The 22,246-nt window shown below is 67.3% G+C and carries 17 protein-coding genes, 1 tRNA gene and 1 pseudogene; 10 read left to right on the top strand and 9 right to left on the bottom strand.

The window, feature by feature from the left end:
* Window positions 1-29 precede the first annotated feature (29 nt).
* Complete coding sequence (locus AB4Y64_RS05215) at window positions 30-980, bottom strand: lauroyl acyltransferase (RefSeq protein ID WP_441815385.1); 951 nt, start codon at window positions 978-980, stop codon at window positions 30-32.
* A 106-nt stretch (window positions 981-1,086) separates the two neighbouring features.
* On the opposite strand from AB4Y64_RS05215, the gene dtd reads away from it, so the two are divergent.
* From dtd to AB4Y64_RS05195, 4 genes are all read left to right on the top strand, one after another.
* Window positions 1,087-1,527, top strand: a complete 441-nt coding sequence (gene dtd / locus AB4Y64_RS05210) for a D-aminoacyl-tRNA deacylase (protein ID WP_441815384.1) — start codon at window positions 1,087-1,089, stop codon at window positions 1,525-1,527.
* Between the two features lie 60 nt (window positions 1,528-1,587).
* Window positions 1,588-3,456 (top strand): RNA polymerase sigma factor RpoD, encoded by a 1,869-nt coding sequence (gene rpoD, locus AB4Y64_RS05205; protein ID WP_441815383.1) that lies wholly within the window; start codon window positions 1,588-1,590, stop codon window positions 3,454-3,456.
* 315 nt (window positions 3,457-3,771) lie between these two features.
* Window positions 3,772-4,491 carry an IclR family transcriptional regulator gene (locus tag AB4Y64_RS05200; protein WP_441815382.1) on the top strand — a complete coding sequence of 240 codons (720 nt, stop codon included), beginning with the start codon at window positions 3,772-3,774 and terminating at the stop codon, window positions 4,489-4,491.
* Window positions 4,492-4,584: 93 nt separating this feature from the next.
* Window positions 4,585-5,874: an MFS transporter gene (locus tag AB4Y64_RS05195; RefSeq protein ID WP_441815381.1), complete on the top strand. Its 1,290-nt coding sequence runs from the start codon at window positions 4,585-4,587 to the stop codon at window positions 5,872-5,874.
* Here AB4Y64_RS05195 and AB4Y64_RS05190 read toward each other — a convergent pair.
* The 3 genes and pseudogenes from AB4Y64_RS05190 to AB4Y64_RS05180 all read right to left on the bottom strand — a co-directional run.
* The gene (locus AB4Y64_RS05190) at window positions 5,853-7,022 is read right to left on the bottom strand and encodes a mandelate racemase/muconate lactonizing enzyme family protein (RefSeq protein WP_441815380.1); all 1,170 of its coding nucleotides are present in this window, start codon (window positions 7,020-7,022) and stop codon (window positions 5,853-5,855) included. The genes AB4Y64_RS05195 and AB4Y64_RS05190 overlap by 22 nt on opposite strands.
* A complete protein-coding gene (locus AB4Y64_RS05185) occupies window positions 7,019-7,924 on the bottom strand; it encodes a dihydrodipicolinate synthase family protein (protein ID WP_441815834.1) in 906 nt (301 codons plus the stop codon). Before AB4Y64_RS05185 ends, AB4Y64_RS05190 begins: the two co-directional genes overlap by 4 nt.
* A 12-nt stretch (window positions 7,925-7,936) precedes the next feature.
* Window positions 7,937-8,038 (bottom strand): annotated as a pseudogene (locus tag AB4Y64_RS05180) (pentapeptide repeat-containing protein); the annotation flags it as partial.
* Window positions 8,039-8,281: 243 nt separating this feature from the next.
* Here AB4Y64_RS05180 and AB4Y64_RS05175 point away from each other — a divergent pair.
* The 4 genes from AB4Y64_RS05175 to AB4Y64_RS05160 are packed head-to-tail and all read left to right on the top strand — an operon-like array spanning window position 8,282 to window position 14,186.
* Window positions 8,282-10,963 (top strand): TonB-dependent receptor, encoded by a 2,682-nt coding sequence (locus AB4Y64_RS05175; protein WP_441815379.1) that lies wholly within the window; start codon window positions 8,282-8,284, stop codon window positions 10,961-10,963.
* A gap of 37 nt (window positions 10,964-11,000) precedes the next feature.
* Window positions 11,001-11,741: an SDR family NAD(P)-dependent oxidoreductase gene (locus tag AB4Y64_RS05170; protein WP_441815378.1), complete on the top strand. Its 741-nt coding sequence runs from the start codon at window positions 11,001-11,003 to the stop codon at window positions 11,739-11,741.
* A gap of 34 nt (window positions 11,742-11,775) precedes the next feature.
* Window positions 11,776-12,714 (top strand): 2-dehydro-3-deoxygalactonokinase, encoded by a 939-nt coding sequence (locus AB4Y64_RS05165; protein ID WP_441815377.1) that lies wholly within the window; start codon window positions 11,776-11,778, stop codon window positions 12,712-12,714.
* Window positions 12,711-14,186, top strand: coding sequence for a 2-dehydro-3-deoxy-6-phosphogalactonate aldolase (locus AB4Y64_RS05160; protein WP_441815376.1), 1,476 nt, complete (start codon window positions 12,711-12,713; stop codon window positions 14,184-14,186). The genes AB4Y64_RS05165 and AB4Y64_RS05160 overlap by 4 nt, the downstream gene beginning before the upstream one ends.
* A gap of 66 nt (window positions 14,187-14,252) precedes the next feature.
* Here the strand turns inward: AB4Y64_RS05160 and AB4Y64_RS05155 are convergent, their stop codons facing one another.
* The 5 genes from AB4Y64_RS05155 to AB4Y64_RS05135 form a co-directional block, all read right to left on the bottom strand.
* Window positions 14,253-14,636 (bottom strand): SnoaL-like domain-containing protein, encoded by a 384-nt coding sequence (locus tag AB4Y64_RS05155; RefSeq protein WP_441815375.1) that lies wholly within the window; start codon window positions 14,634-14,636, stop codon window positions 14,253-14,255.
* Window positions 14,637-14,711: 75 nt separating this feature from the next.
* Window positions 14,712-16,097, bottom strand: coding sequence for a glycoside hydrolase family 47 protein (locus AB4Y64_RS05150; RefSeq protein ID WP_441815374.1), 1,386 nt, complete (start codon window positions 16,095-16,097; stop codon window positions 14,712-14,714).
* Window positions 16,097-17,335: an AGE family epimerase/isomerase gene (locus tag AB4Y64_RS05145; RefSeq protein WP_441815373.1), complete on the bottom strand. Its 1,239-nt coding sequence runs from the start codon at window positions 17,333-17,335 to the stop codon at window positions 16,097-16,099. Before AB4Y64_RS05145 ends, AB4Y64_RS05150 begins: the two co-directional genes overlap by 1 nt.
* A complete protein-coding gene (locus AB4Y64_RS05140) occupies window positions 17,332-18,339 on the bottom strand; it encodes a carbohydrate kinase family protein (RefSeq protein ID WP_441815372.1) in 1,008 nt (335 codons plus the stop codon). Before AB4Y64_RS05140 ends, AB4Y64_RS05145 begins: the two co-directional genes overlap by 4 nt.
* A gap of 43 nt (window positions 18,340-18,382) precedes the next feature.
* Entirely contained in the window at window positions 18,383-19,426 is a 1,044-nt protein-coding gene (locus AB4Y64_RS05135; RefSeq protein ID WP_441815371.1) for a LacI family DNA-binding transcriptional regulator, read from the bottom strand.
* A gap of 184 nt (window positions 19,427-19,610) precedes the next feature.
* Here AB4Y64_RS05135 and AB4Y64_RS05130 point away from each other — a divergent pair, with 184 nt between their 5' ends.
* Together AB4Y64_RS05130 and AB4Y64_RS05125 are read left to right on the top strand one after the other, a co-directional pair.
* Window positions 19,611-22,001: a GH92 family glycosyl hydrolase gene (locus tag AB4Y64_RS05130; RefSeq protein WP_441815370.1), complete on the top strand. Its 2,391-nt coding sequence runs from the start codon at window positions 19,611-19,613 to the stop codon at window positions 21,999-22,001.
* A gap of 67 nt (window positions 22,002-22,068) precedes the next feature.
* Window positions 22,069-22,144, top strand: a tRNA-Ile gene (locus tag AB4Y64_RS05125).
* Window positions 22,145-22,246 lie beyond the last annotated feature (102 nt).

Here is a 22,246-nt window from a genome sequence, read left to right as displayed (position 1 = left end):
TCACGGGTACGCCGGCGAAGCCTGTCTGGTCAGCGTTTCCAGTACGGATTCTCTTCCCCGGAGCCCGGCGGTCGCAGCGTATAGCGTTTGTAGGTCCACTGGTATTGCGCCGGATCGCGCCGGGCGATGTGCTCGACCGCCGCATTGAGCGCGGCCACGGCCACCTTCGGATCGGGATCGGCCATCGCCGCCGGCGCCGCTTCGATATGCAGGGCGAAACCCGGGTGGCCGGTGTGGGTGTCGACGCGCTCGCACCAGGCAAACAGCACCGTGGCGCCGGTGCGTGCCGCGAGGCGGCCGATCAACGTCATCGTCAGTGCCTGCACGCCGAAGAACGGTGCGAACTCGCCGTCGCCGGCCTTGGGCTGCTGGTCGGGCAGGATGCCGACCACGCCGCCGTCGTTGATGCGCTTGAACAACTGGCGGATCGCCGGCCCTTCAGCGCGGACCTGGGTGACGCGCTCGCCGTCGCCACTGTCGTCATGACCGGCATCGGCACGGACCAGGTTGAGGAAGGCCTCGACCACCGCCGACTCCGGCGGCCGGTACAGGATCGCCAGCGGCGTGCGCCAGGCCAGCCACTGGTTGAGCAGCTCCCAGTTGCCGTGGTGGGGCGCGGCGATGATCACGCCGCGACCGGCGGCGATGGCGGCGTCCATCAGCCCGGTACCGTGCTGCTCGCGCAGCAGCTCGAGATTCTCGGCGTGCGGCCGGGTCCACAGGCGCACCGTTTCCAGCACCTGGCGCGCGGTGGTGCGCAGGATCGCCCGGTGCAGCTCGTTGCGCTGGGCCGGCAGCAGGTCGGGGTAGGCCAGCTCCAGGTTGATCCGCGCCACCCGGCTTTCGCGCACGTCGCGCCAGCTCCACCACGCCGCGAGGGCGTCGCCCAGGCGCAGCAGCCACGGCCACGGCAGGCGGCCGAGCAGGGCGGCGAAGGCGAACAACAGGCGGGCGGGCAGGCGGGCGGCAAGGCCGGTCATGGCGTCGTTCGGCGAGGAGGGGCGCGCTCCGGGCTTCCGCCCGGACCACGCCTTAGGCTACAACAGCCCCGCGAACCCTCTTCCACCACGGCGCATCCATCACTGCATGCTGGCTCTGATTCAACGCGTGACCGAAGCGGCCGTCCGGGTCGAAGGCGAGACCATTGGCGCGATCGGGCCGGGCCTGCTGGCCCTGGTCGGGGTCGAGCCGGGCGATGGCGAGGCGCAGGCGCAGCGGATGGCCGACCGGCTCCTTGGTTACCGTGTATTTGCGGACGGGGCCGGCCGAATGAACCTCGGCCTCGCGGACACCGGCGGCGGGTTGCTGCTGGTCAGCCAGTTCACCCTGGCGGCCGACACACGCAGCGGGATGCGTCCGGGCTTCAGTACTGCCGCGGCGCCGGAGCTGGCTGAACCTTTGTTCAGCAGGCTGGTCGAAATCTGCAGGGAAAAACACACAGGGGGGCTGGAAACGGGGCGCTTTGGTGCCCATATGGTGATCAGCCTGGTCAACGACGGCCCGGTCACCTTCCTTCTCCGTTCCTGAGTCCGGCCCCGACCCCTCCGGCCTGATATACTGGAACGTTCCCAACCCTCTCATAGCGCGGTGGCGCAGCACATGGCCAACGAACGTCAGCCCCCCTCCTCCGATATCAAGCAGTTGATCAGCAAGGGCCTGGAGCAGGGCTACCTGACCTATGCCGAGGTCAACGATCACCTGCCCGACGACCTCGTCGATGCCGAGCAGATCGAAGACATCATCGGCATGATCAACGGCATGGGTATCGAGGTCCACGAAGTGGCCCCCGATGCCGAAACTCTGCTGCTCGCAGACGGCGGCACGGGCAACCGTGAAGTCGACGATACCGCCGCCGAAGAAGCTGCCGCAGCGCTGACCGCGCTCGATGGCGAAGGCGGCCGCACCACCGACCCGGTGCGCATGTACATGCGCGAAATGGGTACGGTCGAACTGCTTACCCGCGAAGGCGAAATCGCCATCGCCAAGCGTATAGAGGAAGGCCTGGGCCAGGTCCAGGCGTCCCTGGGCGTGTTCCCGGCGACCATCGCCTCGATCCTCGAAGACTACGAACAGCACAAGGCGGGCAAGAAGCGCCTGGCTGAAATTATCGTTGGCTTCAACGATCACCTCGACGACGTGCCGGAGCCGCCGGCCCCGGTCGTGGTTGCCGATCCCGACGCCGAAGTCGATGACGACGAGGAAGAGGCACCGGTCGCCGAGGAAACCGAAGAGGTTGTCAGCGGTCCGGATCCGGTCGAAGTCGCTTCGCGCATGGAAGCCCTGGCCGACCACTACAACAAGTTCCTCAAGTCGCACGCCAAGCACGGCGCGGGTCACAAGACCTCGCTGAAGCTTCGCGAGGACATGGCCGCGGTGTTCGTCACCTTCAAGCTGCCGCTGCCGCTGACCGACGTGCTGGTGCGCAACCTGCGCGAGGTCGTCAACAAGATCAAGGATCACGAGCGCCGCATTCTCGACCTGTCCACGCGCGTGGCCAAGATGCCGCGCAAGGACTTCATCCGCGCCTGGGAAGGCAACCAGACCAATCTGGAGTGGGTGGACGAGCTGCTCAAGCGCAAGCAGAAGTGGTCGTCGGGCCTGCGTGACGTCAAGGACCAGATCATCTCCGAGCAGGAAGCCACGATCGCGGTGGAAACCGCTTCGTTGCTGACGCTGGCCGACATCAAGGACATCTCTCGCCAGATGGCCTATGGCGAAGCCAAGGCGCGCAAGGCCAAGAAGGAAATGGTCGAGGCCAACCTGCGCCTGGTGATCTCGATCGCCAAGAAGTACACCAACCGTGGCCTGCAGTTCCTCGATCTGATCCAGGAAGGCAACATCGGTCTGATGAAGGCCGTGGACAAGTTCGAGTTCCGCCGCGGCTTCAAGTTCTCGACCTATGCGACCTGGTGGATCCGCCAGGCGATCACGCGTTCGATCGCCGACCAGGCGCGCACCATCCGTATCCCGGTGCACATGATCGAGACGATCAACAAGCTCAACCGTATCAGCCGCCAGATGCTGCAGCAGTACGGCCGCGAGGCGACTCCGGAAGAGCTGGCGAAAGAAATGGACATGCCGGAGGACAAGATCCGGAAGGTCATGAAGATCGCCAAGGAACCGATCTCGATGGAAACCCCGATCGGCGACGACGAGGATTCGCATCTGGGCGATTTCATCGAGGACACGAACATCGAGTCCCCGGTCGAGGCCACCACCAACATCAACCTGACCGAGACGGTCCGCGACGTGCTCGCCGGCCTGACGCCGAGGGAAGCCAAGGTGCTGCGCATGCGCTTCGGCATCGACATGAATACCGACCACACCCTCGAGGAAGTCGGCAAGCAGTTCGATGTGACGCGTGAGCGTATCCGCCAGATCGAAGCGAAGGCGCTGCGCAAGCTGCGTCATCCGAGCCGTTCGGAACAGCTGCGCAGCTTCCTCGATATCGATTGATTGCTGGTTGCATGTGTTGAAGAAGAGGCCCTGCGAAAGCGGGGCTTTTTCGTTGTGGGGCGTTGGGGGCAGGTTTCGTTGTGGCGCCGTCCGGCAGGCTGGGGAGTGCTCCGCCCCTTAGTCGGACATCCTTGTCCGATGCGGGGCGCGGGACATCCATGTCCCGCTGCGGAGCACTCCCCAGCCTGCCGGACGACGCTTCGGCCATTCGTTTCCCGGTCTTCGGTTGGACGCGGGCAAGCGCAGTGGCGCCACTTTCGTTGCGGATATAGCAGCCATCTGTTGCCGGGGCGCGTTCGCCGGTACCCTGAACGGATGAAAGCCAAGCCCAACGCGCAGCCCAACCAGAGCCTGATCGACGGGATCGCCACGCTGCAGGCGCTGGCGTCCTCGCCCGAGCCCGTGGGTTGCCGGGAGCTGGCGCGCCAGCTCGATGCCAATCCGACCCGGGTCAATCGGCTGCTCAAGACGCTGGCCTACCTGGGCATCGCGCGGCAGACGGCCAACCGCAAGTACACGGCTGGGCCGGGCATGCACGTGCTGGCGGCGCAGAGTCTGTTTGCGTCCGGGCTGATCCGGCGCGCGCTGCCGGTGCTGGAGGAGCTGCGCCGGTTCGGGCATACCGTCGCGCTGGGCGTGCTGTGGAATCACAGTGTCAGCTATCTGTTCCATGCGCCGCCGGGGATCGAGGCCGCGCGCGGTCTGGGGCGCATCGGTCTGTTGCCGGCAACGACCAGCGGTATCGGCATCGTGCTGCTCGCGCAGTTGTCCGACGAGGAGGTGCGCGATCTCTATGCCGGGCACGAGATCCCGATGTTCCCCGAGGGCATCGAGTCGCTGCTGGCCACGCTGCAGGTCACTCGCGCCAATGGCTATGCGCGCATCCACGTCGCCGACGATCGCGACCATCACATCGTCGCCGTGCCCATGGGCGATCCGGTGCATGCGGGCATCGCGATGTCGGGCTGGATCCCGGAGTCGGCGACTGCCGACCTGGTCGCCGCGTTGCGTGAGGCGGTCAAGGAGATCGGCTGAGGCGTGCGCCGCGGGCATGATGCGGCGCAGATTGACGTGTTGCTAAATTAGCAATACCGTCCAGCGACACCTCGGGGAGCGGGCGGTACTTCAGTGAACTGGAAAGGATCGGCCCGCGTCCGCTGGGCACTGCTCGCCCTGCTGTTTGTCTCCACCGTCATCAACTATCTCGACCGCCAGGCGCTCTCGATCCTGGCCACGACCATCCAGCGCGATCTGGGCATGGACGACCCGGCCTATGCGCGCGTGGTCCAGATGTTCCTGTTCGCCTACACCGTGGCCTACTTGCTGGCCGGCCGCATCACCGACTGGCTCGGGTCGAAGGTGGCACTGGCGCTGTTCGTGGGCTGGTGGTCCATCGCCAACCTGTTCACCGGTCTGGTGCGCACCGCTGGTGAACTCGGCGCGGCGCGCTTCGCGCTGGGCCTCGGCGAGCCGGGCAACTACACCGTCGGATCGAAGGTCGTCTCCGAACATTTCCCGCCGCAGGAACGCGGACTGGCGCTGGGCATCTACACCGCCGGTGCGATGGTCGGCGCCACGATCGCGCCGCCGTTGATCGGTGGCATCGCGGTGGTGTTCGGCTGGCGCTGGGCGTTCATCACCACCGGTGCGGTCGGGCTGCTGTGGATCATTGCGTGGTGGTGGATCTTTCCGTCGAAGCCGCGCGGTGAGACCGCCGCCGCCACACCCGCCAGCGCTGACGCCGCGCCGATCAAGGGCGAAGGCTCGCTGTGGCGCAACCTGCTGCGCGACCGCACGATGTGGCTGCTGGTGCTGTCGCGCGCCGTGGCCGACCCGGTCTGGTACTTCTACCTGTTCTGGTTCCCCAAGTACCTCAACGACCAGCGCGGCATGACCCTGGTCGCGGTCGCCTCACTGGCGTGGCTGGTGTACCTGGCGGCCGACGTCGGCAGCATCGGCGGCGGTGCGATCTCCAGTGGCCTGATCAAGCGCGGCATGACGCCGGTGCGCAGTCGCCTGACCGCCATGACCGGTGCGGCGATACTCGCGCCGCTGGGATTGATCGCGGCATTCCATCCGCCACTGACCATCCTGTTCGCGATCGCCTCGCTGGTGGCATTCGCCCACCTGGTGTTCCAGATCAACATCAGCACGCTGGTGGTCGATCTGTATCCGAGTCGCTACATCGCCACCGTGTTCGGCTTCATCGGCGCCGGCAGCGGCCTGGGCGGCATGCTGTCGACGCAGGTGGTGGGCAAGCTCGTCGCCGGGCACCAGTTCGATCGCACCTTCGTGCTGATGGCCATGCTGCATCCGATCGCGATGGTGCTGGCATGGTTGGCGGTGCGTCAGGCGCGGCATTCGCGCCTGGTCCAGTCGCTCGACGGCAACGTCGTTCAGGCGACGCCGACGGCGTAATCCCAGAAGCGGTCGCCCGGCGTGACGCCCAGGCCGGGGCCGGTCGGCAGGCGGTAGTGGCGATCGGCGTAGTCCATGTCGGTGTCGAGCAGTTCCAGCGAACGGGCGAACACCGAGTGCTGCCACTCGTGGCGCCACAGGCCACGAACGACCGACGAGGCGTGGAGGCTCGCGGCAAGGAAGATGCCGGTGCCGATCGTCGCGTGCGGGGCGATGGCCACGCCATGGGTTTCTGCCAGTCGCGCGATGCGCAGGAACTGGGTGATGCCGGTGTGGCCCATCTCCGGCTGGATATAACGCACCGCGTTCGCGTCCAGCCGCAGTTTCGCTTCGTACTCGGTGTGCCATTCCTCACCGGCCGCAACCGCAATCGCACCTTCGCGCGCCACGCGCGCCAGGCCGCTGACGTCCTCGGGCTTCACCGGCGCCTCGACGAACTGCAGGCGGTACGGCGCGAGGTGATCAATCACGGTGAGTGCCTGGTTGGCATCGAACTTCCAGTGCAGGTCGACCATCAGTTCGGCGTCGTCACCCAGCGCCTCGCGCAACGCCGCGGCCTCCTCGACGATGCCCTCGCTGCTAACCACGGCATGGATCTTGAAGGCGTCATGGCCCTGCTGCTGGAACGCCTTGGCCATCTCCACGCGACCGGCAACGGTCGCGGCCGGCAGGCCCGACAGGTATCCAGGCACCCGCTCGCGCTGGCGCTCGCCGAGAAGCTGCCACAGCGGCTGGTTCTGCGCGCGTGCGCGCAGATCCCAAAGTGCGATGTCGAGTGCGGCAATCGCGTCGACGTAGAAGCCGCCGAAACTGCCGCGCACGCGCATCAGCCCGTACAGGTCGTCCCAGATCTGTTCGACGTCGTCTGGCTCGCGGCCAACCAGTTCCGGTGCGAGCAGGTCGTTGACGATCTCGCAGACCGCACGCGGCGCGCAGATGCCGTAGGTCTCGCCCCAGCCGACCGCGCCGTCGTCGGTGGTGATGCGCACCACGACCGAACGGTCCACGGACGGATAGATCGTGCCGTTGCCCTTGCGCACGACATAGCCGCGCTCGTTGACACGCTCGCCCGGGCCAAGCGGGCCCAGGTACGGCGTGTCGCGCGGCACGGTGACGATGAAGGTCTCTACGCTGCGCACGGCGCTCATGCGGCGGTCGCTCCCGGCACGCGATCGAGCGGAACCAGGTCGGCGATGCGTGCCAGCAGTGCATCGACTTCACTCTGGTCGAATGCATCCAGGGCAGGGCCGGGCGCGCGCACGTGATCGCTGGCGATGAGTCCGCGGCGCTTGAGCACCGCCTTGGTCAGCCGCCAGCGGAACACCGCCTGCACGCTCAGCAGCGGCAGGCTGCGTTCGAACAACGTGCGTGCACCATCGATGTCGCCATCGGCAAAACACTTGAGCATGGCCACGTGCACCTCGGTGACTTCGCAGGCAGGCATCGTACCCTTGGCGCCGCGCACCAGCTCGTCGATCACGTAGCGCGCACCGGCGCCGCCGAACACCGCATCGAGGGCATCGCCCGCACGCTCGCTCAACTGCGTGATGCGCTGGCCGGATGGCTGGGTTTCTTCCTTTACGTAGCGAATGCCCGGCACCTGCTCGGCCAGCCAGGCGACTTCATCCACGGCAAGGCCCACGCCCATCGGTGCAGGCGCGTTCTGCAGCATCACCGGGATGCCGCTGGCTTCGTGGATCGCCGCGAAGTAGTCGGCCATTGCCTGGCGGTTCTTGGCGTGGCGGTGCGGCGTAAGCACCATCGACGCGACCGCGCCGGCCTTGGCGCCTGCGCGCGCGAACTGCATCGCCAGTTCGGGGTCGGCACTGCTGGCGCCGATCACCAACGGCACGCGACCGGCGATCCACTCGCCCAGCTTCACCGTCATCTGCAGGCGCTCATCAGTGCTGAGCATGTCGTATTCGCTGGCCAGGCCGGGGAACACGATGCCGTCGGCGCCCGCGGCAAGGATGTACTCAAGCACCGCGCGCGTACCGGTGAAGTCGATCGCGCCGCTGTCTTCAAAGATCGTGGGCAGGATCGGGAACACCCCTCTCAAGGACGCCCCTCTCAAGGACGCCCCTCTCAAGGACGCCCCTTTCAAGGACGCCCCTTTCAAGGACGCTCCTCTCAAGGACTCGCCTCTCAACTCGACACCTGTCATTGCCTTCCCTGTGGATTCGCTCATTGCTCCCCCGTTGCGTACCGCCTGCGGAATGTGGCTGGACGTTGCTACCAGGGCTACAGTCCAACCGATTGAAATCTGGCATTTATTGCGCTGCAGCAACGATTTATCTGCAAAAACCCTTGCTTTGCGCAGGACATATATTGCTATATTAGCCACACAACGCAAGCAGTTCGTATCGCAAACAAGACCCAGCAATGACTTCGGGGGGAGGCCCGGTTCATGCGCAAGCTTCGTCGAACGATTCTGTCCACACTGATTACACCCACGCTGTTGGCCTCCATGGCCGCGGCAGCGCAGACCACCCCCGCACCCGAAGCGGCGGCACCGGCACCCCAGACCACCAGCGCCAGCGACGAACCGCGGACGCTGGACCAGGTCACGGTGGTCGGCATCCGCGGCAGCCTGGAAGCGGCCAAGGACATCAAGCGCGACTCGACCCAGATCGTCGACGCGATCGTGGCAGACGACATCGGCAAGTTGCCCGACACCAACGTCGCCGAATCGCTCGGCCGCGTGGCCGGCGTGCAGCTCGAGCGCGGCATGGGCGAGGGCAGCGACATCCTGGTGCGCGGCCTGCGCGAGAACGTGATCCTCTACAACGGCCGCCAGATCGTCGACGCGACCGGACGCGGCGGCAACGGCCTCGACCAGCTCAACACGTCGACCTACGGCCTGCTGACGCTGGTGCCGTCGGAACTCATATCGCGCCTGTCGGTGACCAAGCTTGCCGGCTCGGACCAGATCGCCGGCGCGCTTGGCGGCATCATCGACATCGAGACGCGCAAGCCGCTTGCCGGCGACGCGGCGCAGAATGTGGTCACCGCCGAAGCCGGCTATGACGAGCTCGGTGGCAATGGCGGCGGCGGAGTGTTCACGCTGCTGTCGGGTCGCAACAGCGACAAGACCTTCGGTGGCCTGATCTCGGCGACGTACAGCAAGTACGACGTCGTCCAGCAGGGCCTGGACACGTTCTCCGGCTACGCCCGCTTCAACGACACCACGGTGACGCCGGCGCGCACGCGCTTTGGCAGCACCGACATGCGCGCGCAGGACATCAACGACAGCCGCGAGAAGTACGGCATCAGCGGCGTCCTGCAGTGGCGCCCGACCGACGGCGTCGAGCTCACCGCCGACACCTTCTATTCCAAGCAGGATGCCGAGCGCGACCGCTACTGGATCGCCTTCAACCCCAGCGCGGCGCTGTCGAACGCGGTGTACTCGCCGCACGACATCCTGATCAAGGGCACGTCGGCCGGTCCGGTCCTGGTCAACACCGAGATCGCCGACATCGACGCCGAGGTCTGGTCGAGCGCGCTGCGCGCGACGTTCCGTGGCGAAGGCCATCTGGGCGGTTCGGCGGAGGTGTCCTACGGCAGCTCCAGCGCCGAGTACCACCAGAACTACATGCGCCTGCAGCCGGTCGTCGGCCTGACCTCGCTGGTCGATTTCGACCTGACCAATGGCGACTTCGGCAGCTTCAACGTCCGCGGCATCGACATCACCGACCCCAACCAGCTGCGCCTGTCGATCCTGTTCGACAACCGCTACCGTGCCGAGACCGACACCACCGCCGCACGCACCGACTGGACCTGGGACTTCGATGACTCGGCGATCCAGGCACTGAACTTCGGCGCGCGCTACAGCTCGCTCGACACCACCCAGAACCCGCTGCGCGCGGACATCCGTCCGGCCGGTGGCCTTCCGGCCAACCAGCTCGGCGATTTCCTCGAAGTCCATAGCAACAACGACTTCATGAGCGGCGAGTTCGCCGGCCTGCCGCGTGCGTTCCTGGCCGCCACGCGCGATGCCTTCACCGGTTGCGCCGCGTTCACCGCATTCCCGTCGATCTCGCAGAACCCGCAGTGCCTGGACGGTGCCAACAACACGCTGGCCTACGCCGGCACGTTCAACATCGCCGAGGACTTCACCGAGGCCTACGCCAAGCTCGACATCAACAGCGCCGTCGGCGGCATGCAGCTGGCGGGCAACGTCGGCCTGCGCTACGTCGGTCGCGACATGGATTCGACCGGCAACCTGATCAACCCCAACGGCTCGCCGCAGCCGACGGTGTTCAGCCGCAACGATGACTACTGGCTGCCCTCGGGCATCGTCAAGCTCGACATCAACGACAGCCTGGTCGTACGCGGCGGTGCCGCCCGCGTGGTCGCCTTCCCGAACACCGAAGACCTCAACAACGGCGTCTCGCTCAACAACAATGCCGTGTTCGACAACGGCGTGCAGATCACCCCGGGCACCGGCACCGGCGGCGCGCCGGGACTGGATCCGTTCGAGGCTGACCAGTACGACCTGTCGCTGGAGTGGTACTACAGCGACGAGGGCATGCTCTCGGCGGGCCTGTTCTACAAGGACGTGTCGACCTTCATCGTCCAGCGCCAGAGCGCCGAGTCCTACGGCGGCGTCAACTTCCTGATCAACCGCAAGGTCAACGGCGACAGCGCCACCATCCAGGGCCTGGAACTGCTGGCGCAGGTGCCGATCGCCGGTGGCTTCGGCGTCGTCGCCACCTACACCTACATCGACTCCAAGACCCCGATCACCGACATCAACGGCAACGAGATGGCCTTCCCGGGCCTGTCGAAGAACAACGCCAACCTGATCGGCTACTACGAGCAGGGGCCGTTCAGTGCCCGCCTGGCCTACAACTGGCGCGACGAGTACCTGGTCGCACTGTCGGCCGCGGCGACCGGCATCTACAACGACACCTATTCGGACCTGTCGGCCACGGTAAGCTACGACTTCAACGACCGCCTCACCTTGCAGCTCGACGGCATCAACCTGCTCGACAGCCAGCAGAAGACCTTCGACGGGTATGACGAGGGCCTGCGTACCAACGTGGTGTTCGGTCGCGGTTACAAGGCGACGGTGACTTTCCGCTTCTGAGTCATCGCGGTACCTCGATCAGGCGGAGAGTCGCGGAATGAGCGAAGGCAGCATGACGGGAAAGGTGGCCCTGGTGACCGGGGCCGCCGGCGGGATCGGCGCAGCCGTCACCCGCCGGCTGCAGGAGGACGGGGCGCGGGTCGCGGCACTCGACCTGCACCCTGCACCGGCGGCCGATGCGACGGCCATTGCCGACCTGCGTTCTTCCAAGGCCATCGACGCCGCCGTCGCCGCACTGGAAACGGCGCTGGGCCCGGCCGACGTGCTGGTCCACTGCGCCGCGATCTGTCCGCCCGGAACGCTGATGGACTCGGCGGACGACCTGTTCGCCGACACCTACGCGGTCAACGTCATCGCCGCCGCGCGCCTCATGCGGCACTGCGCCGCCCACATGCGCGACCGCGGTGGCGGTTCCATCGTCCTGCTCACCTCGATCAACGCCCGCTTCGCGACGCCGACGCTTGCCGCCTATGCCAGCTCCAAGGCGGCGCTGGAGGAGCTGGCTCGCACCGCCGCGCTGGAACTGGCGCCGTGGCAGATCCGCGTCAATGCGATCGCGCCGGCATCGATCGACACCGCCATGCTGCAATCGTCCTTCGACCGCGAACCCGACCCGGTGCTCGCGCGCGAACGCAACATCCAGCGCCACCCACTCGGACGCCTGGGAACGCCGCAGGACATCGCCGAACTGGCGTGGTTCCTGGCCAGCGAGCGCAGCGGCTGGATCACCGGCGGCGTGTTCCCGGTCGACGGCGGCGCAGGCGTCACCAGGCGCTGAGCTTCGCCACCCCCGTCCCCACGTCAAGAAGCAGATGAACCAGAAGCGCACGCAAGGCTGCATCGTCGGCATCAACTGGGGCAGCTCGAACTTCCGCGCCTACCTGATCGACGCCGAAGGCAAGGTTGTCGACGCGATGGAAGCCCCGGCCGGCATTGCCGTGATGAGCCGCGATGGCATGGTGAACCACATGGCGAGCGTGGCAGTGCGCTGGCCGGGCGTCTCGCATGTCTATGCCTGCGGCATGATCGGTTCCAACATCGGCTGGATCGATGCCGGGTACGTCGAGTGTCCCGTCGCGCTCGGCGGACTCGCGCAGGCGCTGCGCGAGACGCATATCGGCGATGTCGAGGTCCGGATCGTCCCGGGCCTGGCCTGCCGCCGCATGCGCGACAACGCCTCCGACATCATGCGCGGCGAGGAGACCGAGCTGTTTGGCCTGCTCGTGTCCCGGCGCCTGCCGCAGTCCGGCATCGTCGCGTTGCCGGGCACGCACACCAAATGGGTGCGCATGGACGGCGGTCGCGTCCGCGAATTCTCGACGGCGATGTCGGGCGAGATCTTCGACCGGCTCACCGCGGCCGGCCTGCTGGCGTCGATCGTCGACGGTCCGGCGCATGTGAGTCCTGCGTTCTTCGACGGCGTACGCGCCGGCGTGCGTCGCGATACCGGCCTGGGCACGCTGCTGTTCGGAGCGCGTGCGGCGGTCATCCGCGACGACATCAAGCGCAGCGAGGGCGCCTCGTATCTGCGAGGCTTGCTGATCGGGTCGGAGGTCGCCGATGCGCGTGCCCTGTTCCCCGAGCTGGCGGAGGCCAGTATTCCGCTGGTCGGCACCGGCCCGGTGTGCGCGATGTATGCGGCCGCACTGAAGGAACTTGGCATTGACAGCCATGCAGTGGAGTCGCGCGAGGCCATCGTCCAGGGCTTCGCGACGATGCATGCACTGCACACGGGTGCGCTGCCGGCATGAAGCCCGACCTTGCCACCTTCACCGCGGAGTTCGACGCGCGCCTGCACAAGGCGCCGATCATCGCGATCCTGCGCGGTATCACCACAGCGGAGTCGGTTGCGGTCGCGACCGCGCTGCTGGACGCCGGGGTGACGATCGCGGAAGTCCCACTGAACTCGCCCGACCCGTTCACCACCATCCGCCTGCTGCGCGAGCATTTCGGCGAGCGCATGGCCATCGGTGCCGGCACCGTGCTGACCGTCACCGATGTCGAGCGACTCGTCGACACCGGCTGCCAGTTCTGCGTCGCGCCAAACACGGATGCCGATGTGATCCGCGCCAGCCTGGCGCACGGCATGCTGCCGCTGCCGGGCTTTGCAACCGCGAGCGAGGCGTTCGCGGCGATCGCAGCGGGCGCGCGTCATCTCAAGGCGTTCCCTGCCAATGCCTCCACGCTTTCTGGGATCAAGGCGGTGATGCCTGCCGGGGTGCAGTTGATCGCGGTCGGTGGAGTCAGTCCAGACGCGGTGCCGTCACTGCTCGCTGCGGGTGCGATGGCGTTCGGCACCGGGTCCGACATGTACAAGCCAGGCCGCAGTGCGGACGCAGTCGGTGCACGTGCACGCGAGTGGGTCGCCGCGACGTCGCGCGCCTTGCCTCCGACGGTTGAACTCGTCTGCGACACCAGGGCGACGGTCGGCGAAGGGCCAGTAGTCCTGGGCGATCGCGTGCTGTGGGTCGATCCGATTGGAAAGCGGCTGCTCGCATTCACGCCATCGAGCGGTGACTGGACCGAAGCATCGATGCCAGAACCGGTCTGGTCGCTGGGGGTGATGCCCGACGGATCACTGGTGGGCAACGGCGAGGATGCGTTCGTGCGACTGGACGCAGCCGGTGGAGCGGTCCTCGCGCGCGGCCCTGTGATCGACACCGGTGCCGGATGTCGCCTCAACGACCTGGTCATCGACCGCCGCGGTGGTCTGTGGGGCAGCACCATGCACCGGGGCGTACTGACAGGGCGCGGTGGCATCTTTCATGCCGCATTGCCGGATGCGCCGGCGCGCAAGGTGGCCGGAGGTCTCGGTGTCGCCAACGGGATGGCGTTCTCCGACGACGAGCGCACGCTGTTCGTGATCGACACGCTCGCGCGAACGCTACTCGCCTATCCGGCCGATGCGGCGTCTGGTGCCCTTGGTGAGCCCGTCATCGTCACCGACTTCCTTGGCCTGCCGGGCAAGCCAGACGGCATGGCGATCACGCCTGAGGGCAACTTCTGGGTGGCGATGTGGGGCGCAGGCGAACTGGTGCGGATCGCGCCCAATGGTGCGTGCGTCCAGCGCGTTCGCGTGCCGGCACCGCATGTCGGCAGTGTCTGCATCGGGCCCGATGGTGCCTTGTACGTCACCACGGCGCGTGCCCGGCTGAGCGATGAGGCGCTGGCTGCCTCACCCGGATCGGGCGGACTCTTCAGGATCAACGGAAGACAGAAATAAGCCCCGCGAAAGCGGGGCCATTTTTTCGAGCCATCCGGGCAAGCGCAACGCGCCAGATGCAACGCATCAAGTCCCAGGCGCCTCGACATCGTAGAAGAACTGTTCGTGCACGATCTTCCCAGCGCGCACCCGGTACACGCAGATCTCGCGCATGTCGATGCGGCCCATGCCCTTGAACGTTGCATCCAGGCCAAGGGCCACGCTGAACCAGCCATCGGCGACGACGGCATCGCTGCACGACACGCTGTGGAAGGTCTCCACGCTTTCGTTGAACTTGCGGCTCTTCTCCTGGATGGCCGCCAGTCCCTTGACGTTGCCCAGGGCGCCTGCCGGCAAGCCCTCCGGCTCGATGCTCACCGCATCGTCGGCGTAGAGCTCACGCTGCGCCTCGTCGAACTTTCCGGCCCTGCACAACTCGACCAGCCTTGCGGCTACCTGCTGCGTATTCATTGTTCGTCTCCGGGGGGAAGGAGTCGAAAGACTACGCCCAGCCACTGTCAGCGTTGTGTCAGCAGCGTGAGGGGCCTACTTCCACGTCTTTCGCAGCGGATGCGCCTCGGTGTTCAGGACGACCTGGTCCGGATCCAGCGTCTTCGCCGGCGCGAACAGCAGGTAGAAGTACTTGAAGGTCTCGGCCATCACGAAGCTCTCCATGTCGTCCTCCTTCTCCTTCGTCACCACGCTCTTGAGCGAGGCGAAGCCCGAGTCGGTGCGGGTGTAGCGGACGAAGTCCTCGAACATCTCCTGGCCCATCGCCTGGTATTGCCTGTCGCCGGTCAGGCGGTGCAGGTACCAGGCCGACTCGATGATCTCCGGCCGCAGCGGATACTGCGGGTACGTCACCACGCCCTTGCGGTAGTCGTACTCCTCCGGCTCGATGCCGTGCACGCGCCACATCGCGAACGACGACGCCTGCAGGCGGCGCGCGCGATCGACATCGCCCGAGTAGGCAAGCAGGCCCGGATAGAACGCGTCGAGTGCGCCGTACAGGCTGCCCACGCGCTTGCCGGTGTTCATGTCGACGTGGCCGACCCACAGCGCGCCGTCGACCTCTTCCGGGTAGTAGCGGTTGGCGGCGGCGATGCTGGTCTTCCACATCGCCAGGCAGTCGCGGTCGCCGAACAGCTTCCAGCACTTCCACAGGTACTCGTAGTAGGAGTCGATGCGCGCGCCGACGTGGCTGCGCGTCTGCGTCCACTTGCCGGTCTCGACGTCGAAGCGCTCGCCGACCAGGCCGATCTTGGAGCGACGTTCGTAGGTGGCGACGAGGGCGCGCTTGGCCTTGTTGTAATAGACCGGGTTGCCGGTGAGCTTGCTGAGCGTGCCGTACTCGAGCAGCAGGGTGCCGGCCTCGGCCGGATTGCTGTCGGTGCCGTGAGCCTTGCCGGTGCGCAGGTTGACGTAGACGTAGGGCAGGCCGGTCGGCGAGTCGAACGCGGGCAGCAGGCGTTTGCCCAGGTCCTCGGCCTGCCTGAGCAGGCGCTCGTCGCCGCTGAGCTGGTAGCCCGAGAGCAGGCCACCCAGCAGGCGGATCACGATTTCGAAATGCTTGACGTCGATGTCGCGGTCGAACGACAGCTGCGTGGCGATCAGCTCGCGCGCATCGCGGGCTTCGTCGTCCAGGCCCATCAGGATCATCGTGTCGAGCGCGTCGACTGGCGTCATCACCAACGACTGGCCGTACCAGTCATGCGACCCGTTGCTCAGCGGCTTGAGTGCGTCATGGCCCCACGCATGCTCGCGGTAGCCGCGCCAGGCGTGCAGGAACTCGGCCTTGACCCGTTCGGCACTCTGCGTGGCCTGCTCCTGGGTGAGTACGGGCGGCGTCGCGGGTTTCTTCGGGGAGGCAGTAGCCGCGACGCCGGCCGTGGGGAACAGCAGCACGCTGAGCAACAGGGGACGAAGGTTCATCAGGCAACGGTCTCCGGCGCGTGCGCGCGCAACAGGTGGAGCACGTCGTAGCACGCGCCCATGGTGTGGTAGTCGGTCTTTCCGGCAGGACTCTTCTCGTCGCTGTACTTGCGGTTGTTGCGATCGAGGATGCGGTACCAGGCGCCGTGGTCGTGGTCGATGAAGAAGCGCCACGCGTAGTCCCACAGGCGCTGGTACCAGTTCCAGTAGCGATCGTCGCCGCTGGCCTGCGCAAGGCGCGCGGCGGCGGCGATCGATTCGGCCTGCACCCAGAAGTACTTGTCGTCGTCGCAGACCGGATAGCCGGCATCGGGCGCGAAGCCGTAGAACAGACCGCCGTTGCGCGCATCCCATGACGCGGCAACCGCAACGTCGAACAGGTGCGCCGCACGCTCGCGCAGCCACTCGACCACGACACCGCGCTCGCGAAGGTGCCCGTCGAGTGTCGACAGCAGCTTGCTCCATTCGGTCTGGTGGCCGGGCTGGAAACCCCAGGGGCGGAACAGGTGCCTGGGATCGTCGCGGTGGTAGTTCCAGTCGATGTTCCAGTCGCGGTCGTAGTGCTCCCAGACCAGTCCGCCGGCGTGCGCGGCCTGGCGGCGCGTCATGTGGTCGGCCAGCATCAGCGCGCGCTCGAGGTAGCGCGGCTGCGCGCTGGCCTCGAACGCGGCGATCATCGCCTCGCACATGTGCATGTTGGCGTTCTGGCCGCGGTAGCCGGAGAAGTTCCAGTCGGCGTCGGCCTCGTCGCGGTACAGGCCGTGCGCCGGCTCCCAGTAGCGGGCCTCCAACAGCTCCCAGGTCTCGTCCATCCACGGCGCGACCCCGGTGATGCCGGCCTTGAGCGCGGTGGAATAGGCCAGCAGCACGAAGGCGACGCCGTAGCAGTGGTTGGTGCGGTCCTCGGCGACGCCATCGCGCACCGTCCAGGCATAGCCGCCGCTGCGCGGGTCGCGATGGACCTCGCGCAGGTAGCGCAGGCCATGGCGTGCGGCGTCGAGGTATTCGGGATTGCCGAACTCGCGCGCTGCCATCGCGTAGTTGAAGACGAAGCGCGTGCTGCTCACCAGGTGCCGGTGCGCGCTGTCGTACACGCTGCCATCGTCGCGGAAGTAGTGGAAGAAGCCACCGGCTGGGTCGATAGCGCGCGGGTGATAGAACGCCATCGTCTCGGCGATGTGCGCGCGCAGGAATGCCTGGCTGCGGAAGTCCGGAGTGGCTGGGGGGATGCGGCTCATGAGTCGGTCGCAGTCTTGGGTCGAAGGAGTTGATCGAGGTCGTCGCGGCCGGGCATGGCGGCGAACGCGCCGTGGCGCGTGGTCGCCAGGGCGCCACCGGCGGCGGCGTGGCGCAATGCGTCGGCCAGGGCGACGCGGTCGTCGAGCAGCGTGCCCAGCTGCTCCATGCCGGCGCCGCGTTCGACCAGCCGGTGCAGCAGCGCGCCAACGAAGGCGTCGCCGGCGGCGGTGGTGTCGGTGGCGGTGACCGCGAATGTCGGCGCCACGCCCTCGGCGCCGCGCGTGAACCAGCGCACCGGCTGGGCGCCGTCGGTGACCAGCACGCATCGGGCGTGGCCCTGCCAGAGGCGGCGGAGCATGGCGCCCTCGTCGCCGGCGCGGCGGATCAGGAATTCGGCTTCGCTGCGGCACAGCTTGATCAGGTCGGCGGTGGCCAGCGCATCCCACAGCCGCGGCGCCGGATCGACGCCCTCCGGCCACAGTGACGGACGCAGGTTGAGGTCCATGCTGACCAGCGCGCCGGATTCGCGCGCAAGGCGCATGCCGGCCAGCGTGGTCGCTGCGATGTCGGGCTCGGTCAGGCTGTTGGAGCAGACGTGCAGCACGGCTGCATCTTCGAAGCAGGCCGGGTCGAAATGCTCCTCGCGGAACAGCAGGTCGGCGGCGGGCGGGCGGTAGAAACTGAAGCTGCGCTCGCCTTCGGCATCGAGCGACACGAATGCCAGCGCCGTGCGCGCCGCCGATGTGTGCGCGGTGAAACGCGTGTCCACGCCCATCGCGCGGAGCTGCGACATCAGGAACTCGCCGAACATGTCGGCGCCGAGCATGCCAACGAAGCGCGCATTTCCGCCCAGCCGCGCGACCGCCGCGGCGACGTTGGCCGGGGCACCGCCGGCGTACTCGGCGAAATGGCGCGGCTGCCCGGCCACGGCCGGAACCGCGAGGAAGTCGATCAGCGCCTCGCCGAAGCAGACGACTGCGGTGCGTCCTGCGACGGTACTCATGGCTGCGCACCGCCAGTGGCGGTCGAGGACAGGTTGCGATGACTCATGCGTCGTCCTCCAGGGAAGTGGTCAGGCTGCTCGCGCGCAGCTTCAGCTGCACGGGGGCGATGGTGGCGGTGGCGGGCGTGGACGGGTCGCGCAGGCGTTGCAGGATGAGTTCCGCCGCCTGGCGACCGCGTGCGCGCGGATCGACGGCGATGGTGGTCAACGGCGGCGCGCTTACCGCGGCTTCGGGGATGTCGTCGAAACCGGTGACGGCGAAATCGTGTCCGGCGCGGCGGCCGCGCGTGGCCAGCCCGGCCATGAGGCCCAGTGCGACCGCGTCGTTGTAGCAGACGGCGGCGGTCGGCGCGGGGTCGCGCACGAACAAGGCGCCGGTCTGTCGTGCCGCCTCCAGTCGCGTCGGCGCGCATTCGACCAGCCATTGCGGCTCGGGCGTGATGCCCGCGGCGACGAGCGCTTCGCGATAGCCCTCGCGGCGCTGGTGGCACGAGCTGGAATCCTGATGGCCGCCGAAGAAGGCGATGCGGCGATGGCCCAGCGACAACAGGTGTTCGGTCGCCATGCGCGCACCGCGCACGTTGTCGAGCGAAAGGAAGTCCCATTCCACGCCGAGCTCGCGGTTGAACACCAGCGTCGGTGTGTGCACGCCGAGCAGTCCGCGCAGGCGAGCGCCGTCGCTGCCTTCGGCAGGTGACAGGATGATGCCGGCCGGGTCGTGTTCAAGCAGCGAGGCGAGCACCGCCTGCTGGCGTTCGGCCGATTCGCCGGTGCTGCCGAGCAGGGTGACGTAGCCGGCCGCAGCCAGGGCCTCGTCAACGCCGGCGGCGAACTCGGCGAAGAACGGGTTGGACAGGTCGTTGATCACCAGCGCCACGGTCGAGGACACGTTGCGGCGCAGGTTGGCCGCGCCGCGGTGATAGACGTAGCGCTGGCGCTTGAGCTCGGCTTCCACCCGTGCCCGCGTCTCGGCGTTGACCAGCGGGCTACCGCGCAGCACCAGCGAAATCGTCGCCCGCGACAGGTCGCAGGCGTCGGCGATGTCGGCCAGGGTCACCCGGGCACGGGTGCGGGCGGGGGCGGTCATCGCGGGTGTCCGGAGGGCATGGGCAGCGGATTTGGATCGTTCTAAATTCTGCGCATCCTGCGCCCCCGGGGCAGACGGCGCATTCTGCACCGCAGCATGAACTGGCGGCGACCGCGTGCTAGGTTGCCGCGGTTTAGAACGATCCAAATTCATGTCCGGCCCGGCCCCGGACCAGGAGCGAACGATGCCCCGCCTTGCCCTCACGACCGCCACACCTTCCGCGCCGCGCCGCCTGTTCCTGCTGTCCGCGCTGTGCACCTGGGCGCTGGCCGGGATGGCCGTCGCCGCGCCGGCGCCGAAGACTGACGCCGCGGCCGCACGCGCGTATGCCTCGGTCGATCCTTTCATCGGCACCGGCGGCGAAGGCCACACCTTCCCGGGCGCCGTGGTCCCGTTCGGCATGGTCCAGCTCAGCCCGGACACCCAGATCAAGTCGCGCAAGGAAGGCTACGGCTGGGCCGCCGGCTACCGTTACGACGACAGCACCATCACCGGCTTCTCGCACACGCACTTCTCCGGCACTGGCCATTCCGACCTCGGCGACGTGCTGGTGATGCCGATCGCGGGTGAGGTGAAGCTCGAGCGCGGTGAAGCGGGCAAGCCCGGCAGCGGCTACATGTCGCGCTTCAGCCACGACGACGAAGTCGCCCAGCCCGGCTACTACGCCGTGACGCTGAAGGACTACGCGATCCGTGCCGAACTGACCGCCAGCCCGCGCGTCGGCGTGCACCGTTATCAGTTCCCGAAGGGCAAGCCGGCGCATGTGCTGGTCGACCTGCGCACCAGCATGTACGACTACCCGGGCAAGGTGCAGTGGTCGCGCATGCGCCTGCGTGCCGACGGCACCGTCACCGGCTTCCGCGAAACCCGCGGCTGGGCGCCGGGCCGGCAGCTGTACTTCGCGATGCGCTTCTCGCAGCCGGTCAGCGGCCACCAGTTCAACGACACCGAGCAGGACATCGTCTACAAGGGCTTCCCGCCGCCGGGCGAGAACGACCCGCGCCAGCGGGCGCAGATCGAAGGCCGGCAGCTGGTCGGCGCGTTCGACTTCGACGGCGCCGCGGGCAAGTCGATGGTGGTGAAGGTGGCGATCTCGCCGGTGAGCGAGGACAGCGCCATCGCCAACCTGGACGCGGAAGTGCCCGGCTTCGACTTCGACGGCGTGCGCGCCGCCGCCAAGGTGCAGTGGATGCAGGCGCTGGGCGCGATCGACATCGACGCACCCGAGCCGCAGCGCCGCAGCTTCTACACTGCGCTGTACCACACGCTGATGGGCCCGAGTCTGTTCATGGACAGCGACGGCCGCTACCGCGGCCCCGACAACGCCGTGCACCAGGCCAAGGGCTTCACCCATTACTCGACGTTCTCGCTGTGGGACACCTACCGCGCGCTGCATCCGCTGCTGACGCTGGTGCAGCCGGAGCAACGCAACAACGACTTCGTCAACTCGCTGCTCGCATCGTACGAACACAGCCCTTACGGCGTGCTGCCGGTGTGGGCGTTCCACGGCCAGGAGACGTGGTGCATGATCGGCTACCACGCCGTGCCGGTGATCGCCGATGCCTACATGAAGGGCATTCGCGGCTACGACACCAGCAAGGCGCTGAAGGCGATGGTGGACAGCGCCAGCTACGGCCCTTACGACGGCATCGCCCAGTACATGCAGCTGGGCTACGTGCCGATAGACGAGGAAGGCGAGGCCGCTTCGAAGACGCTCGAGTACGCCTTCGACGACTGGACCATCGCGCGCGTGGCCGAATCGATGGGCAACAAGGACATCGCCGCGCAGTTCGGCAAGCGCGCCGGCAACTGGCGCCACGCCTTCGACGAGAAGACCGGCTTCATGCGCGCACGCAAGCGCGACGGCAGCTTCCGCGAACCCTTCGACGCCACCGCCAGCGGCTACGGCAGCGACTACACCGAAGGCAACGCCTGGCAGTACTCGTGGTACGTGCCGCAGGACGTCGCCGGCCTGGCTGCCGCGCACGGTGGCGAGGACAAGCTGGTCGCGCGGCTAGACGCGGTGTTCGACGCCAAGGTCGACCCGAAGATCTTCGAGCACATGGAAGACATCACCGGGCTGATCGGCTGGTACGCGCACGGCAACGAGCCGAGCCACCACGTGGCCTACCTGTATGCGTACGCCGGCCAGCCGTGGCGCACCCAGGAGCGCCTGGGGCAGATCATGGCCACGCAGTACGCGCCGCGGCCGGATGGCCTGGCGGGCAACGACGACCTTGGGCAGATGTCGGCCTGGTATGTGTTTACCGCGCTGGGGTTCTATCCGGTCGCGCCGGGCAGCAACGAGTACATCATCGGCCGGCCGTTCCTGCCGCGCGCCAGCCTCAACCTGCCCAATGGCAAGCGCTTCACGGTGGTGGCCGAAGGGCTTGACGCGGCGCACCCGTATATCGGTCGGGCGATGCTCAATGGCAAGCCGCTGGAGCGGGCGTTCCTTCGCCACGAGGAGATCATGGCCGGCGGAGAACTGCACTTCACGATGCAGGCGCAGCCCGACAAGGCCTGGGCGACCGGGGCGGCGGAGCGGCCGTACTCGATGTCGGCTGGGCGCTGAGGCGGGACGGGGGGTTGCCCACCGCCGGGCTGGCGGAATCCGTGGGCTGGTAAGATGCGCAGCCCTCGGGCCTATAGCTCAACGGTTAGAGCAGGGGACTCATAATCCCTTGGTTCCAGGTTCGAATCCTGGTGGGCCCACCAGTTCATTGCGTCGACGTCGACCGCAGCGTGCGTTCAACCATAATCTGGCCGGAATGGCCAAACTATGAGGAACGTCCAGCAAGTTGGGCCGCAATTTGACGC

The organism is Lysobacter sp. TAF61 (genome assembly GCF_052113485.1).
Taxonomy (GTDB): Bacteria; Pseudomonadota; Gammaproteobacteria; order Xanthomonadales; family Xanthomonadaceae; genus Lysobacter_J.
The sequence above is the reverse complement of the archived record's forward strand: the minus strand, read 5'-3'. Positions and strand labels throughout refer to the sequence as shown.

Coding starts and splice junctions, on each gene's coding strand:
- dtd (WP_441815384.1), top strand. CDS start 1,087: ATGCTGGCTCTGATTCAACGCGTGACCGAAGCGGCCGTCCGGGTCGAA.
- AB4Y64_RS05175 (WP_441815379.1), top strand. CDS start 8,282: ATGCGCAAGCTTCGTCGAACGATTCTGTCCACACTGATTACACCCACG.
- AB4Y64_RS05170 (WP_441815378.1), top strand. CDS start 11,001: ATGAGCGAAGGCAGCATGACGGGAAAGGTGGCCCTGGTGACCGGGGCC.
- AB4Y64_RS05155 (WP_441815375.1), bottom strand. CDS start 14,636: ATGAATACGCAGCAGGTAGCCGCAAGGCTGGTCGAGTTGTGCAGGGCC.
- AB4Y64_RS05145 (WP_441815373.1), bottom strand. CDS start 17,335: ATGAGCCGCATCCCCCCAGCCACTCCGGACTTCCGCAGCCAGGCATTC.
- AB4Y64_RS05165 (WP_441815377.1), top strand. CDS start 11,776: ATGAACCAGAAGCGCACGCAAGGCTGCATCGTCGGCATCAACTGGGGC.
- AB4Y64_RS05200 (WP_441815382.1), top strand. CDS start 3,772: ATGAAAGCCAAGCCCAACGCGCAGCCCAACCAGAGCCTGATCGACGGG.
- AB4Y64_RS05135 (WP_441815371.1), bottom strand. CDS start 19,426: ATGACCGCCCCCGCCCGCACCCGTGCCCGGGTGACCCTGGCCGACATC.
- AB4Y64_RS05140 (WP_441815372.1), bottom strand. CDS start 18,339: ATGAGTACCGTCGCAGGACGCACCGCAGTCGTCTGCTTCGGCGAGGCG.
- AB4Y64_RS05215 (WP_441815385.1), bottom strand. CDS start 980: ATGACCGGCCTTGCCGCCCGCCTGCCCGCCCGCCTGTTGTTCGCCTTC.
- AB4Y64_RS05190 (WP_441815380.1), bottom strand. CDS start 7,022: ATGAGCGCCGTGCGCAGCGTAGAGACCTTCATCGTCACCGTGCCGCGC.
- AB4Y64_RS05130 (WP_441815370.1), top strand. CDS start 19,611: ATGCCCCGCCTTGCCCTCACGACCGCCACACCTTCCGCGCCGCGCCGC.
- AB4Y64_RS05160 (WP_441815376.1), top strand. CDS start 12,711: ATGAAGCCCGACCTTGCCACCTTCACCGCGGAGTTCGACGCGCGCCTG.
- AB4Y64_RS05150 (WP_441815374.1), bottom strand. CDS start 16,097: ATGAACCTTCGTCCCCTGTTGCTCAGCGTGCTGCTGTTCCCCACGGCC.